Source organism: Saprospira grandis str. Lewin (assembly GCF_000250635.1).
GTDB classification, from domain to species: domain Bacteria; phylum Bacteroidota; class Bacteroidia; order Chitinophagales; family Saprospiraceae; genus Saprospira; species Saprospira grandis.
This window is the reverse complement of the sequence record NC_016940.1, coordinates 932,925-946,667: the sequence shown is the minus strand read 5'-3', so window position 1 is coordinate 946,667 and position 13,743 is coordinate 932,925. Positions and strand designations below refer to the sequence as shown.

At 46.9% G+C, this 13,743-nt stretch carries 14 protein-coding genes and 1 pseudogene; 4 read left to right on the top strand and 11 right to left on the bottom strand.

From position 1 onward, the window contains the following. Positions 1–106: 106 nt before the first annotated feature. The 6 genes from aspS to SGRA_RS04075 all read right to left on the bottom strand — a co-directional run bounded on the left by aspS (position 107) and on the right by SGRA_RS04075 (position 6,433). Complete coding sequence (gene aspS / locus SGRA_RS04105) at positions 107–1,897, bottom strand: aspartate--tRNA ligase (protein ID WP_015691322.1); 1,791 nt, start codon at positions 1,895–1,897, stop codon at positions 107–109. Positions 1,898–2,254: 357 nt separating this feature from the next. After that, positions 2,255–2,887 (bottom strand): 4'-phosphopantetheinyl transferase family protein, encoded by a 633-nt coding sequence (locus SGRA_RS04095; RefSeq protein WP_015691320.1) that lies wholly within the window; start codon positions 2,885–2,887, stop codon positions 2,255–2,257. Further along, on the bottom strand, positions 2,888–3,250 hold the full coding sequence (locus SGRA_RS04090) for a hypothetical protein (protein ID WP_015691319.1): 363 nt from the start codon (positions 3,248–3,250) through the stop codon (positions 2,888–2,890). 18 nt (positions 3,251–3,268) lie between these two features. Continuing rightward, positions 3,269–4,321 carry a Card1-like endonuclease domain-containing protein gene (locus SGRA_RS04085; RefSeq protein WP_015691318.1) on the bottom strand — a complete coding sequence of 351 codons (1,053 nt, stop codon included), beginning with the start codon at positions 4,319–4,321 and terminating at the stop codon, positions 3,269–3,271. Positions 4,322–4,645: 324 nt separating this feature from the next. After that, positions 4,646–5,602 carry a TPM domain-containing protein gene (locus SGRA_RS04080; RefSeq protein WP_015691315.1) on the bottom strand — a complete coding sequence of 319 codons (957 nt, stop codon included), beginning with the start codon at positions 5,600–5,602 and terminating at the stop codon, positions 4,646–4,648. Positions 5,603–5,623: 21 nt separating this feature from the next. Further along, a complete protein-coding gene (locus SGRA_RS04075) occupies positions 5,624–6,433 on the bottom strand; it encodes a TPM domain-containing protein (protein WP_015691314.1) in 810 nt (269 codons plus the stop codon). A gap of 314 nt (positions 6,434–6,747) precedes the next feature. On the opposite strand from SGRA_RS04075, the pseudogene SGRA_RS04070 reads away from it, so the two are divergent. After that, positions 6,748–7,493: pseudogene (locus SGRA_RS04070) on the top strand (3'-5' exonuclease). On the opposite strand, the gene rsmI reads toward SGRA_RS04070, so the two are convergent. Continuing rightward, positions 7,490–8,227 (bottom strand): 16S rRNA (cytidine(1402)-2'-O)-methyltransferase, encoded by a 738-nt coding sequence (gene rsmI / locus SGRA_RS04065; RefSeq protein WP_041329838.1) that lies wholly within the window; start codon positions 8,225–8,227, stop codon positions 7,490–7,492. The pseudogene SGRA_RS04070 and the gene rsmI overlap by 4 nt on opposite strands. A 140-nt stretch (positions 8,228–8,367) precedes the next feature. Between rsmI and SGRA_RS23755 the strand changes: the two genes are divergently transcribed. Continuing rightward, positions 8,368–8,517 (top strand): hypothetical protein, encoded by a 150-nt coding sequence (locus tag SGRA_RS23755; protein WP_015691310.1) that lies wholly within the window; start codon positions 8,368–8,370, stop codon positions 8,515–8,517. 64 nt (positions 8,518–8,581) lie between these two features. On the opposite strand, the gene SGRA_RS04055 is transcribed toward SGRA_RS23755, so the two are convergent. From SGRA_RS04055 to yihA, 4 genes are all read right to left on the bottom strand, one after another. Beyond that, on the bottom strand, positions 8,582–9,148 hold the full coding sequence (locus SGRA_RS04055; RefSeq protein WP_015691309.1) for a hypothetical protein: 567 nt from the start codon (positions 9,146–9,148) through the stop codon (positions 8,582–8,584). A 179-nt stretch (positions 9,149–9,327) separates the two neighbouring features. Continuing rightward, positions 9,328–9,801, bottom strand: coding sequence for a hypothetical protein (locus SGRA_RS04050; RefSeq protein WP_015691308.1), 474 nt, complete (start codon positions 9,799–9,801; stop codon positions 9,328–9,330). Between the two features lie 197 nt (positions 9,802–9,998). Further along, on the bottom strand, positions 9,999–11,321 hold the full coding sequence (locus SGRA_RS04045; RefSeq protein WP_050981159.1) for an MATE family efflux transporter: 1,323 nt from the start codon (positions 11,319–11,321) through the stop codon (positions 9,999–10,001). Between the two features lie 31 nt (positions 11,322–11,352). Beyond that, positions 11,353–11,961, bottom strand: coding sequence for a ribosome biogenesis GTP-binding protein YihA/YsxC (gene yihA, locus SGRA_RS04040; protein WP_015691305.1), 609 nt, complete (start codon positions 11,959–11,961; stop codon positions 11,353–11,355). A 100-nt stretch (positions 11,962–12,061) separates the two neighbouring features. On the opposite strand from yihA, the gene ubiE reads away from it, so the two are divergent. Then, positions 12,062–12,814 (top strand): bifunctional demethylmenaquinone methyltransferase/2-methoxy-6-polyprenyl-1,4-benzoquinol methylase UbiE, encoded by a 753-nt coding sequence (ubiE, locus tag SGRA_RS04035; RefSeq protein ID WP_015691304.1) that lies wholly within the window; start codon positions 12,062–12,064, stop codon positions 12,812–12,814. Beyond that, a complete protein-coding gene (porT, locus tag SGRA_RS04030; protein ID WP_015691303.1) occupies positions 12,814–13,485 on the top strand; it encodes a type IX secretion/gliding motility protein PorT/SprT in 672 nt (223 codons plus the stop codon). Before ubiE ends, porT begins: the two co-directional genes overlap by 1 nt. Positions 13,486–13,743 lie beyond the last annotated feature (258 nt).

Here is a 13,743-nt window from a genome sequence, read left to right as displayed (position 1 = left end):
TGTTAGGCAAAATGAAGTTAAGCGCTAAAAACTGTAGTAGGGGAGGGGAAACAAAAACGCCCACTACTATAGGGTAGCGGGCGTTTATATTTATGCTTGAATCAGCTTATTTGGCTTCTTCTTTTTTGGGAACCACTTGAAGTTGTAGCTCCTCCCATTGTTCGGGCATGATAGGCGCGGGAGAACCCATCATGGGGTCTTTGGCCTGTTGGTTGAGCGGAAAAGCAATCACCTCGCGGATATTCTCCTTATCGGCAAAAATCATCACCATACGGTCGAGGCCGGGAGCGATACCTCCATGGGGCGGAGCACCATATTTGAAGGCGGAGATCATGTGGCCAAAGCGCTCATCGACCACCTCGCGGCTATAGCCAACGATATCAAAAGCCTTGTACATAATGTCGGGACGGTGGTTACGGATAGCGCCAGAAGAGAGCTCGATACCATTACAAACAATATCGTATTGGTAGGCAAGGACATCGCCATAATTGCCAGAAGCTGCGGCTTGATCTAGGGCCTCCATCTCGCCCTGAGGCATAGAGAAGGGGTTATGCGAGAAGTCCCATTTTTCGGCTTCCTCATCATACTCGTACATGGGGAAATCCACGATCCAGCAGAAGGCTAGGGTGTCTTCATCGGCCAAGCCCATTTGTTGGGCCACCCAAACGCGGACATGTCCGAGGGCTTTATTGACCAAATTGCGACCGCCAGCCATCAAAATAACGGCATCGCCAGTTTTGGCGCCCATCTGCTCGGCAATAGCGGCAATTTCTTCTTCGCTGAGGGGTTTGGCCACAGAGCCTTTCACTTCCCCATCCTTATATTGTAGGTAACCGATACCAAAAGCGCCTTTTTCCTTGGCCTCTTTTTGGGCCTTATCAAAGAACTTACGAGATTGGCTGGCACCACCTTCTACCAAAATAGCCTTGACCACTTGGCCTGTCTTAAACATCTCTTGATAGACCTTAAAACCAGAATGCTCAAACAAAGGCGTGAGCTCCTTCATCTTCATCTCGAAGCGAATATCGGGCTTATCAGAGCCGTACCATTCCATCGAGTCATTGAACTTGATACGAGGGAAGGGAAACTCCTGCATTTTCTTTTTGGTCACCTTGGGCAAGAGGTATTCGTACATCTCTTCCAAGAGGGCAAAAAGTTCATCTTGCTCAATAAAGGCCATTTCCATATCCAGCTGATAGAACTCGCCGGGAGAGCGGTCTGCACGGGCGTTTTCATCGCGGAAGCAGGGCGCAATCTGGAAATATTTATCAATACCCGAGCACATCAACAGCTGCTTATACTGCTGAGGGGCCTGAGGGAGGGCATAAAACTGCCCAGGATAAAGGCGAGAGGGCACCACATAATCGCGGGCACCTTCGGGCGAAGAAGCCGTGAGAATAGGCGTTTGGATTTCCAAGAAGCCTTTTTGGGCCAAAAAAGTACGGATCTCCATCATCAACTTAAAGCGCAACTTGAGGGCTTCTTGCAGCTCATTGCGGCGCAAATCGATAAAGCGATACTTCAGGCGAAGGTCTTCATTGGGTTGTTCATGCAACTGAAAAGGGAGTTGTTCCACCAAAGAATCGATGGTCAATTCTTGCACTTCCACCTCAATTTCTCCGGTGGCCATATCGGGGTTCACATCTTTTCCGCGAGAGCGCACAATTCCTTTCACAAGGATCACGCTTTCGGGCTTGAGGCTGCGGGCGAGCTCAAAAGCCTGGCCTTGTTCCTCAGAAAATACCAATTGGGTCTTGCCGTAATGGTCGCGAATCGTAATAAAAGACAGCGATTTACTGAGGTGGCGGATATCGGCCACCCAACCCGCTAGGCGTACCTCTTGTTCTAGGTGGCTAGCATTCAATTCATTACAATGATGTGATCTATATTTAGACATCTCTTGACATTCTTTTCAAAGTGTAGAAAAACGGCCGCAAAATGCGTTTTTTTTGGTCTTTTTTCAAATCTGTCTGGGCTTAATGCGCAACAAAAATAAAATTCTGCTGTTTTTGGGGGATTTTTTGGGGCCTCCCGCCTTCGGCGGGCGGTTACTCCCTTTGGTCGTCGAACTGCGAACTAAAGTTCTTGTTGTCGCTTTGGGGCTCGCTGCTATTTTGGGGCCTCCGCCTCCCTTCGGTCGTCGGCGCTACGTTTCGCAGCTCGCTGTTCGCTCGGCCCTGCAGCCGCCTCTGGCGGCTTTGGTCTGCGGCTTTGCCGCACTGCTTCACATCGCTAGGCCAGTCGCTTCGCTCCTCTAGATGCACCAAATCAGGCGATGTTGTTGGGGGAGGGGCAGGGCTTCTAGGGCAAATTCTACTTGGCCTTTTGGACCATGATAACGGGCGCTAAAGCGGCCCGGCAGTTGGAGCATTTCTGGGGGGTAATCAACAGAGAGATGTTCCCTAAAATCGATGCCGCCTCCGCCCATCGCTTTAAACAAAGCCTCTTTGGCCGACCAGATATTGGCCAGGGCTTCTAGATATTCCTCTTTGGGCCGTTCTTGCAGGGCCTGCAATTTATCGGGCAGAATAAATTTGTGGGCAATGCGGGCTAGTTGGGCCCCTCTTGGACCTTCTACATCTAGGCCGGGTCTTGGGCCAGCCATCGTCAGGGCCGAAAAGCCCTGACAATGACTAATTGAAATAGCTTTATCATTTATGAAAGGGCGGCCTTGGGCATCTTTTGTCAATGACAAAAGCGCAGGCCGTCCAAACACCTCCTGCAACAGCAATCGGCTGCTACAGTAGGCTAGGGCGGCTTGCGCTTGTTGGGGCGTTCGGGCCAATAGGCATTGGGGCAAAGCCGCTTTTAGTTGGTCCAAAGGCTCTGTTTGCTCCCAAACCCAAAGTTGGGAAACCCCTAGTTTTCGCTCTAAGATAATAGGCATTTACTCTAGTAGATTCGGATAGGTTCTAAATTGAACAAAGTTGAATTTTACGGTTTTTGAACCGTCTTCTTCCTCTAAAACAATGCGTTCTGTTGTGCTGGCCACACAATGCAAGCCTTCGGCTTGCAGCTTGCGAAGCAAGCAGGCCGTAAAGGTCATTTCTCCCATAAGATGGACAATCTTTGGGGCGAGTTCGATGACTTTGTTCTTATAGTTTTCGGCCATTGCTTCTACTTCTGCTGTTGTTGCAGCAGGAGGGATATTAGGAAAAGGGAGATCTTGCAGATCTCCGTAAGATTGGGCCGTTGTCAGTTGTTTGCCGCTCCAGCGGCTGCTTGGGTGGTTAGATAAATTGAGGAACATAATAAAGTTTTTTTTGTTTTATTTAATTTCTAAGCAGTCTTTAATTGTGCTGCTGACTAAGTCTTGAGCTTCAACAAACTTATTATTCATGGCTTTGCCTTGGAGCTCGATGCGTTCTAAAGAGGCGCCATCTAGTTTATCGCCAGCCAGAATAGCCACTACTCCTGTAGCGTGTAGACCAAGCCCATCTTTAATAGCAGTCAATTTATAGATTGCTTCTTGGGCTGTTTTCTTAATAGTTCTATTGGCGGTAGACTTAGAGCTTTTACACTCAATGATGTAGAGTTTATCTTTGAGGACAAAAACGACATCTAGTTCATTGTCGTTTGTACTATCTTTTAGGTGCTTGAGGTTTCTGTATTTAGAGCTAATTTTTAGGCTGATTGCAATTTGGTCATCGGCTAAATTTAGTGATGTTTTTACCTTATGATAGATAAGCTCTTCCCAGAGAGTAGCATTCTCTTTCTTATGGAGTCTATATTTATTGAGCGCAGCAGATTTGAGGTCAAAATTGTTTTCTTTTAATAGTGTCCAGTAAGCCTCCATTTCGTCTGCTTTGCAGACCGCTTGTTCTGCTTGGATATCAAAGCCGTAGCTCGTAAAGTATTCTTCTAGTGTATAATGAAGGCTGATTTTCTTGCTTTTTGCCTGAGGGTAAATTTTATGCAGCACTTTTCCGCCAAAAGGCATATAGTAGCTTCCTAATTGTACTGATTTAGTTGTTTTGCTATGCTTTTTAAAGCTGTCTTGGGCGGCCATGGCCATCATTTTGGTGCCGCCGGTAAGGTGGAGCCAAAACTTTTGTGCGGCTTGATGTTGTGCTTGGGCCAGTTGCTGAGCCAGGTCTTTTTTGGCTTGTACATAAGACTCAGCATCTATTTTCCAGAGTTCGTATTCTCCTTCTTTTAGGCCTAGGGCCTCAATGAGGTGGAGATGAAACTTGTTTTTTTCTGTAAAATCGCTCCCAATTAAGATATAGCGTTGGATGGGGCTATTTTGGGCCTTGAGTAATTTGACAAAAGAAAGATTAGGCAAAGCCTGTTTAGATAAAAGTAAGACTACAGTATTCATGGTTAAATTTTTCTAAAAGCTACGCAAAAAAACTAAATCTTTCAAAAGCTGGCAAGAGCAAAGAAAAAGCGGTTTTGTCCAGCCTATATGGAAACTTATATTTTTTTGATAAAAAAAGGGGCAAAACCTAAGTTTTGCCCCTTTCTTGGGTCTAGCAGGCGCGCAGCGCCGCAGGCTGAGGGATGGGCAGCAGTGGCCGCAGGCCAGACCTAGTTTTTTGAGCGTAGCGAAAAAAAACGCAGGGCCGAGCGAACAGCGAGCTGCGATACAGCCCGACCCAAGGCCGAAGGCCGCAGGGGCAGCCCCAAAAAAAGAATAAAAAACTTACCAATCTCCATCGGCACCACCGCCGCCAAAATCGCCACCGCCGAAGCTACTATCGGAGTAATCGGAATAGTCAGAGTAGTCGCTATAATCGGAATAATCGCTATAATCTGAGTAGTCAGAATAATCGGAATAGCTGCTCACGATTGTGGTATTATTGCTACTGTCAGAATAGTCTTTATAGCTGCTGCTTTTGCTGCGGTATCGGTTTCGGCCTTTTCGGCTATAATCTCGGCTGCTATTGGTTGTAGTGAATCCGTGTTTGATGATCAAAAAAATGATAAAGATAAAGAAGGCAATAAGGATAAACGTGGCACCCGCTTTATCTCCAGAAGAGTTTTTTTTCGGTCTAGAGGGCGAGCTGGGCGTATAGTCATAGGTGTTTGGGCCGGGATTATCATCGCCTCTTTTTACATTTTCTTGCTCTTGGATTTGTTGCTCTGCAGCTAGGATAGCTTGCATATTAGGCCTTTTGTACAAGCCTTTTTCGAGCAGGGCATCGGCAGCGGAGGCAAAGCCATCGAAGAACTTTCTTTTTTTGAAATTGGCGACTAATTGTTCATCGACCACCTTTTGGCAGAAGATATCTGGAAAGCTGCCCTCTAGGCCGTAGCCTACTTCTATGCGGGTTTTTCTTTCGGCTTTAGTGGCCAGAATGAGCAGGCCATTGTCCTTGCCCTTTTGGCCAATGCCCCAGCTTCGGGCTAGGCCGTTGGCGTATTCCTTAATACTTTGGCCTTGGAGATTGGGGACCGTAACGACAATAATTTGGAGTTGCTCTTCATTTTGTTTGTAGACCTCTAGGAGGTAGCGTTCGAGCAGCAGCTCTTCCTCCTCATTTAAAAAGCCACCCAGATCCGTCACATATCGGACGGGATCGGGGGCTGCGGGATATTGGGCCAAGGCTGGCGAGAGAGCCAGCAGCAAAAAGAGAAAGAGAAGAGAAAAATTTTTCATGGGAATAGAATTAAGAGAGTTTTACCAGCTGCCAGAGGCGCCGCCGCCAGAAAAGGAGTTATCAGAAGAAGAATCACTGTCGGAATAATCAAAACGATCGCTATCCGAATAGTCCGAGTAATCGCTATGGTCTTTATACCATCTTCTTCGCCTTCTATATCGGTAGTTATCCTGTTTGCCTTTGCGGCTATAATCATGATGATTAACTGCAGAGGCTTTGCCCGCTCCCCAGCCGTATAAGGTAAAAAAGGCAAAGAGAGCCGCAACAATGAGCAAAAGATAAAAAAGTATTCGCCAAATCAGATTTGCCTCTCTCGATTTTCTAGTCGACAGGCCCATTTTTTCTGGATCGGGCGCCTGAAAACCGCCTTTTTTTAGCAGCTCTTGCATACTTTCTAGCAGACCAAAGTAGTATTCTTCTTTCTTAAAGGCAGGGCTCAATTTGTCCGCAATCACTTTTTTGCAAACTTCATAAGATAAGGGCTCGGCTAAATTTGCCCCCACCTCAATCCGCAATTGATGCTCGGCCCGACTCACCAAAATAAGTAGGGCATTGGCCTTTTCTTTGCCCAACCCCCAATTACTCGCCAAAGTATAGGCATAGGCTTCTACCGTAGAACTTCCCAAATGCTTGACCACCACAATCAATGGATCTACTTCCTGTGCAGCCGCAACCCGCTCCAAATAATGCTGCAGGGCATTGCGCTCCTTTTGGGCCAATAAATCAGCATAATCATAAACGTATTGCTGCGCATCGGGCCGCTGATTAGGAACTTGCGCCCCCAAATGAAGGGCAAAAAAGAGAGTACAAAAAAGAAGAAAATTTTTCATAAGGGGGGGCAAAATAAAGGGAAATAGATTTCACAACACAAAAGTAAACAAAATAATAGGGGAGTCAGGATTTTTCCTTAACTTTATAAAACTAAAGCAAATACAAAAAAATAGACTTATGTTATTTTGGGGCCTCCCGCCTGCGGCGGGCGCTACGTTTCGCAGCTCGCAAGTCTGCTCGGCCCTGCGGCCTGACGGCCTTGGTCTGCGGCTTTGCCGCACTGCTGCACATCGCTAGGCCATTGCGGCCTGAAGGCCTTGGTCTGGCCCAATCCCTAGCCCTTTGGGCAATTTATTCCTAAAATAAAAAATATATGTTACCTAAAAGTATATTAGAGCATACCTTAGTGCTTGATATTGAAACAGTTTCTGCCGCAGCTAGCTATGCCGAGCTTTCGCCAACTATGCAAAAGCTTTGGGCGCTTAAAGCAGAGGCTTTACAGCGTCGCTTGGCCGAAGAAGAAAAAATGACTGCCGAGGATTATTATCCAGAAAAGCAGGTATTTATGCAGAATTTGGCAAAATTGTCTGCATTACGGTGGGCGTATTTACTAAAAATGAGGAGGGCCAGTATAAGCTCCGCCTCAAATCCTTTTATGGAGATGATGAAAAAGCACTACTCCAAGATTTCTCCGCTATGCTGAGCAAATATTTTCAGCGGCGGGGACAGCAATATGTTTGTGGCCATAATATTAAGGAATTTGATATGCCTTATATCTGCCGCCGCATGATTGTGCAGGGCTTGCCCTTGCCTGCGCCCCTTCAAATTTATGGCAAAAAGCCTTGGGAGCTGCATCATTTTTTGGATACCATGACGCTCTGGAAATTTGGCGATTATAAGGCCTATACTTCCCTCAAGTTGCTTTGTGGCCTTTTTGGTATTCCCACCCCCAAAGATGATATTGATGGCAGCCAAGTGGGCCGAAGTTATTGGGAAGATGGCGATTTGGACCGAATTGAGGTCTATTGCAAAAAAGATGTTTTTGCTACCGCTCAGGTCCTATTGCGCTTTATGCTAGAAGATCCCTTGGCCCTCATTTTTGAGAGCGCAGATGCCTAGTCGAGCTCTGGCCGTTTGGGCGCTTTCTTGAACTTGGCGTATTTGTCTTTCTTCTTTTTCTTTTCAGTTTGTCCTTCTACCACAATGACAATTTCGCCTCGGACCTTATCGGGATGGGCCTTAAAAAAGGCTTGTAGCTCGCTTAAACTTCCCCGATGAAAACTCTCAAACTTTTTAGAGAGCTCTCGGCAAACTACGGCTTGCCGCTCTTGGCCACAAACCTGGGCCAATTGCTGTAGGCATTTTTCTAGGCGGTGGGGCGATTCATAAAGGGCAAAGGTATTGGGCAAATCGGCCAAATAATTTAGTCGAGTTTGTCTCCCTTTTTTATGGGGCAAAAAACCCTCAAAATGAAAGCGGTCGCAGGCGAGGCCCGCGCCAACCAGGGCCGGAATAACCGCCGAGGCGCCAGGCAAACAACTAACGGCTAAGCCCTCGGCCACACAGGCCCGCAACAAATAAAAGCCAGGATCTGAAATGCCGGGGGTGCCTGCATCAGAAATAAGGGCCACGCTTTTGCCCGCCTTGAGGTCCGTGACTACCTGCAAGCTACTTTCTTGCTCATTGTGCGCATGATGCGCATAAAGGGGTTGATCTATAGCATAATGCTGTAAAAGTGGCCGAGAACTGCGGGTATCTTCGGCCAAAATATAATCGACTTCTTTTAAGATGCGGACCGAGCGGTAGGTCATATCTTCTAAATTGCCAATAGGCGTAGGGACCAAATAGAGCATATTTTCTTGATTTTGGCCCAAAATACGGCTATTTGGCCCAAAAAAAACCCTAAAAAATCGTTTTTATCTGTACTAAATCTAAATAAAGATTTATATTTGCTCTTGATAGTTGATTCTATTCGCATACTGACTACTGAGACATGCAAAAATTACAGATTCCTCAACCGATTGAATTGCCCAAACAGGGCTTTTTTGAACTTCCTGTTATTGAGTATCAGCTCAAAAAGAAGTGTTGCAAAAAATACAAGAAAAAGAAGGGCAAGCGTTGTAAGAAGTGCCCCGAGAATTAGGCTTTTAGGGCCATTTATTGATACAGAAGATGAACGCCAAATAGTAGCTACTATTTGGCGTTTTTTATTCTCCATATTGGAAGCGGTTCATGGCTTGGCCAAATTCATTAAAGGCCTGAAAGAGCGCTTGTTGTTCTGGGCAACTTTGGCCCATTTGTTCCTCAATGAGGGGCAGCTCTAGGGCTAATAACTTTTTTAGGGGGAGTTGTTGTTTTTGTTTGGCCTGAATACAGTTTAAAATTTGGGGACTTTGGCTTTGGGCAATGCTAAGGCAGCGGCCAAAGCCGAGAACAGCTGGCAGTTTGGGGTGTTGAACAATTTGCTGCAGCAGGTCGGCGGGATGTTCTGTTCCTTGGCCATTCATTTTGTCGAGAGATAGTTTTGCATCTTGAAGAAAGAGGCTTAGGCTGTCTTTAAAATGGGCCAGGCAGGCACAGCTCTTTTGGCCTAACTGCTCTAGCGCGATTAGGCTACTGTCTGTTAGTTCGGCTTTGCTCAGGGCAATAGGGGAAAACTGTAGTTGTCTACTTGCTGGTCCAATCTGTTGGATAGAGATAGGCGCTGGTTTTGGCGAATTGCAGGCACAGCTTAGCAAGAGGATCAAAAAGGAAAAGTAGTAGTGTATGTCCATACCAAAAATTTGAGGATCAAATTTTAGGGGGTGTTTTGCTTGCCTGCTAAACTACCAAATTTTATTTTATTGTTTAGTTCCTTGGCTTTAAAAACTACTTGTTGTAGGCTTGGGTTTAAAACAAAGGGCGAGTTGGAGCATGCTCCAACTCGCCTTTTACTATTTTTTGGACTTAAAATTTACTCTTCTTCCTTTTGGCCTAAGAGCGCATTTAGTTTTTTGGCTAGCGCTTGTTTTTCTGGGCAATGCAGGCGGAGCAGAGCCGTAGAGAGGGCCTGCATTTTTTGGTCACTACTGCCTCCGGGAGCCGAAGCGCCAGAAAACTTTTGGAGGTCTTCTGAAATTTTGGCGAAGACTTCTGCCGAAGGGGGCGGGCTATCGGCATTGCAGTTTTGGTATTGCTCCATAATGAGTTGTTGGCTACTATCTAGAGGAGCATTTGTGGGCAGGGCGCTGAGTGCTCCTTCTTGTTCGAGCAGGCAGGCGCATTGTAATTTGGCGGCCCCATTAAAAAACTGTTGGCTTTCTAGGTTAAAATTTTGGAAGCTGCGGAGCAGTTCGGCTTCTGCCTCAGGGATTTCATTTTCTGATGCTGTACTTTGGCAGGCCCAAAGGCTAAGGCAGCTAAGCAAAAAAAGGCTAAATTTGGTCATAAGCAATAGTACTTTTATTTAGGGAAGAAGGGGCGGCGAAGCCGCCCTGGCCGAAGGCCAAATGGCCTAGCGATGCGGCGGGGTGGCCGAAGGCCAGACCAAGCAAAAAACTTGTTTTTTTGCGCAGGGCCGAGCAGACCTGCGAGCCCCAAAGCGTAGCGCCGCAAGGCGAAGCTGCAGCGGAGGCCCCAAAACCACTAAATCTTAATTTTTACCCATTTTTTGCTACGGAGATACCAAGCAGAGGCGGCCAAACAGGCGATCCAGTAGACGGTTTCGGTCATCCAGGCCCATTCTAGGCTAGCGCGGAAAACGCCCACCACGATATAGGCATAGAGCATATAGAGGAGGACGGAAGAAACTTGGATGAGCAGGGATTGTTTGGTGGCGCCGGTGCCTACTAAGCCGTTAAAATAGATTGTGCTGAAGCTATAAAGTGTGATTAGGGTAACCAACACCCAGACTAATTTGCTGGCTTCTCGGATGAGGACGGGGTCGTCGGTGCCGATGCGCAGAATATAGTCGGGGGCGATGACCACCGAGCTAGTGACCAGCATGGTCACGACAAAACAGAGGATGGCCGTTTTGTAGATGGCCGTCATGACGGAGCGGCTTTGTTCTTGGCCAATGAGTTGGCTAACGATCGTATTGATGCCAGAGGAGAAGCCCCAGGCGGGGATCATATAAATCATGTAGGCGGCTCGGATGATATTGGAAACTGCTAGTTCTTTTTGGCCAAGCTGTTCGATCAGGGCAAAAAAGACAAACCAACTGCCCACACTAGCAATAGATTGCAGGACGATGGGGCCAGAAAGGCGGAGTTGGGCCTTAATGAGCTCAATATTGAGTTCGGGCCATTTAAAGAGTTGATAATCATGGCATTTTTTATCAAATAGCACATAAATGATAAAAACGCCAAAGGCCAAAACCTCGGCTAGGGTAGAGGCTAGGGCGGCCCCAGAAATTCCCATTTCGGGCAGGCCAAAATGGCCAAAAATGAGCCCATAATTGAGAATTGTATTGGCGATCCCCATTACAACGGCATTGTAAATAATGACGGTGGTGCGGGCCAGGCCGGTATACATAGCCACAAAAGCGACCCCTAGATAGGAGAAAAAGACCCCATAACATCGATAATCGAGATAGGCAATACAGGCCTCATAAATATCGGGATCGGTGACAAACCAGCCAAAGAAGGTTCGGCTACCAAAGGCCAGGAGAAAAAACATAAGCAGGGCCAGCAAAAAGGCAAAAATGCCCATAGCGTGCACTTGTGGCCCCACTTCTTTTTCCTGATCGGCCCCGATTCTTCGGGCGATCATAATTTGGCCCGCCTTGGTAAAACTATAGCCAATAGAAGTAATGAGCAAATAAAAGACGCCCACTAGGCCAATGGCGCCCAGCTCTACCTTGCCCACCCGACCCAAAAAAATGGTATCGGTGAGGGTAATTAGGTTTTGTACGGCGGAGCCCACCATAATGGGCATAGAAATTTGAAAAATTCTCTTGTAAGTGATCATAAAAAAAGGCTAGCTGAGAGAAGGAGATGGCTTAATGCAGAGGTTCGAAATTGGCATTGACCGATTCGATAAACTCTAGCAATTCCTCTCGGCCTCTTTTGGTCTCGGCAGAACTGAGGTAGCAGGGCGGCAGTTGCTCCCAGTATTCGCCTAGTTTTTGCTTAAAGGCCCGAATATGATTATCGCCTTGTCGGGCTTTTTTCTTATCGGTTTTGGTAAAGACAATAACAAAAGGGATTTGGTTTTCGCCCAACCAATTGGCAAACTCAATATCAATATCCTGCGGAGGCACCCCACTATCAATGAGTAAAAAAGCGCACTGCATAGAAATCCGAAGCAGGAAATACTCCTCAATCATTTTGCGCCAATTTTGCCGCCTTTGCTTGCCCGTTTGGGCATAGCCATAGCCGGGTAAATCGACCAGATACCAGTCCTTATTGATATTAAAGTAGTTGATCATTCGGGTTTTTCCGGGCCGGCCAGAGGTCAGGGCCAACTTACTATGGTCCGTGAGCATATTGATGAGCGAAGATTTCCCCACATTAGAACGGCCAATAAAGGCGTATTCGGGGCGATCGGAATGCGGTGCCATCTCTACTTTGGGCACACTAATGAGGTATTCTGCAGTTTTTATAATCATATCAACCTTTATTGGGCTATTCCTGTTACCTTTGTAGCGCATTTGCCAGGGCAAATGAGGCAACTCAATTGTTTTCCGTTCACAAAATAGTAAAATTGATATGAGTGTTCAAAAGATAAAATCGGAAGAGGTTAAGCCCTATGAAGTAGAAGCCGAAAAAAAGGCCCAGGTTTCTAAAATGTTTAACAACATTTCTAAGACCTACGACTTCCTCAATCACTTCCTTTCACTCAACATAGATAAGAGCTGGCGCCGAAAAGCCATTGCCGAACTCCAAGATATTCAGCCTAAACGCATCCTCGATGTGGCTACAGGAACCGCCGACCTCGCCCTAGAGGCCTACAAACAACTTTCGCCCGAAGAAATTATTGGTGTAGACATTTCTGTAGGCATGCTCGAAGTGGGCCGCAAAAAAATTACTAAAAAAGGCCTCGATAAAATTATTGTCCTCGAAGAAGGCGATTCTGAACATCTGCCCTTTGAAGACAATAGTTTTGATGCCGTCATCGTTGCTTTTGGAGTACGCAACTTTGCCAATGTAGAAGCCGGCCTCAAAGAAATGGTACGAGTCTTGCGCCCTGGCGGAAAATGCGTGGTTCTCGAATTCTCCAAACCTAAAGTCTTTCCTATTAAGCAAGTTTACAACTTTTACTTCAGTAGCATTCTGCCCGGTATCGGCCGCCTGACCTCCAAGGATCAGAAAGCCTATGCCTATCTCTATGAGTCAGTGCAGGCTTTTCCCGAAGGAAAAGACTTTGAAAACTTATTGCTTAAACTTGGACTAACCGATACGAAATGCCAGCCACTCACCACCGGAATTTGTTCGCTCTACTCGGCTTGCAAACCTGCATAATGGCCCTCCTCCTTTTGGGGCCTAGCTTGTCTGCCCAAAGAGGAACTTTTAACTATTACGCTTTTTCCAAAAAGACCTATTACTTTGGAATTACCCTGGGCTACAATAGCTCGCGCTACCAAATTCAACGCTCCGAAACGCTAATCCAAAACGATAGCATTCGCCTGATCCAATCTTCTAATGGCCCCGGTTTCAACCTCGGAATCGTGACCAACATTAAGTTTGGCGAAAATATGGACCTGCGCTTCAATTTGCCCACCCTCTCTTTTGCCGAGCGCCGCCTAGAGTACACTCTGCCCACGCAAGAGGTCATTAGCCGAAATATCGAATCGGTTTTCCTCGATTTTCCCATTCAGTTTCGCTACAAATCGAAACCCTACCAAGATGTCCGCGCTTTCTTTATTGTGGGGGCCAAGTATAGCCTCGACCTCGCCTCCAATTCTAGAGCCCGCAAAGCCGAGGATTTGGTCCGCATCCAAAGTAGCGACATCCTTGTGGAGTATGGCGTAGGCCTGCAGTTTTTCTTTCCCTACTTCATCCTCTCGCCCGAAATCAAGTTTTCGCATGGCATCAATAATATCCATAGCCGAAACGATCAGTTGATTTACTCTCGAACTATCGACAAGCTGTTTGCCCAAGGAATTACCTTCTCGGTCCATTTTGAAGGCTAAATAAAGCCAATAAAAGCTAACTGGCCCTTCACTTTTTTGTGGAGGGCCTTTTTTTGGGGCTGCCCCTTCCGCTAGGTTAAAACCCAGCGCAAAGCGGTATCGCTTTGCGAAGCTATACAAAATGAGGGTTGAAACCCTCATGAATTATCGGTCGGGTCGGGCCATTGCGCAGCTCGCTGTTCGCTCGGCCCTTCGGCGCGAAGCGCCTTGGTCTGCCGCCTTCGGCGGCCCTGCTACAGCCCCTCAGCCTGCGGCGGC

Excerpts from the sequence above, each read along its gene's own strand:
- aspS (WP_015691322.1), bottom strand. The coding sequence starts at position 1,897 with ATGTCTAAATATAGATCACATCATTGTAATGAATTGAATGCTAGCCAC.
- SGRA_RS04095 (WP_015691320.1), bottom strand. The coding sequence starts at position 2,887 with ATGCCTATTATCTTAGAGCGAAAACTAGGGGTTTCCCAACTTTGGGTT.
- SGRA_RS04090 (WP_015691319.1), bottom strand. The coding sequence starts at position 3,250 with ATGTTCCTCAATTTATCTAACCACCCAAGCAGCCGCTGGAGCGGCAAA.
- SGRA_RS04085 (WP_015691318.1), bottom strand. The coding sequence starts at position 4,321 with ATGAATACTGTAGTCTTACTTTTATCTAAACAGGCTTTGCCTAATCTT.
- SGRA_RS04080 (WP_015691315.1), bottom strand. The coding sequence starts at position 5,602 with ATGAAAAATTTTTCTCTTCTCTTTCTCTTTTTGCTGCTGGCTCTCTCG.
- SGRA_RS04075 (WP_015691314.1), bottom strand. The coding sequence starts at position 6,433 with ATGAAAAATTTTCTTCTTTTTTGTACTCTCTTTTTTGCCCTTCATTTG.
- rsmI (WP_041329838.1), bottom strand. The coding sequence starts at position 8,227 with ATGCTCTATTTGGTCCCTACGCCTATTGGCAATTTAGAAGATATGACC.
- SGRA_RS23755 (WP_015691310.1), top strand. The coding sequence starts at position 8,368 with ATGCAAAAATTACAGATTCCTCAACCGATTGAATTGCCCAAACAGGGC.
- SGRA_RS04055 (WP_015691309.1), bottom strand. The coding sequence starts at position 9,148 with ATGGACATACACTACTACTTTTCCTTTTTGATCCTCTTGCTAAGCTGT.
- SGRA_RS04050 (WP_015691308.1), bottom strand. The coding sequence starts at position 9,801 with ATGACCAAATTTAGCCTTTTTTTGCTTAGCTGCCTTAGCCTTTGGGCC.
- SGRA_RS04045 (WP_050981159.1), bottom strand. The coding sequence starts at position 11,321 with ATGATCACTTACAAGAGAATTTTTCAAATTTCTATGCCCATTATGGTG.
- yihA (WP_015691305.1), bottom strand. The coding sequence starts at position 11,961 with ATGATTATAAAAACTGCAGAATACCTCATTAGTGTGCCCAAAGTAGAG.
- ubiE (WP_015691304.1), top strand. The coding sequence starts at position 12,062 with ATGAGTGTTCAAAAGATAAAATCGGAAGAGGTTAAGCCCTATGAAGTA.
- porT (WP_015691303.1), top strand. The coding sequence starts at position 12,814 with ATGGCCCTCCTCCTTTTGGGGCCTAGCTTGTCTGCCCAAAGAGGAACT.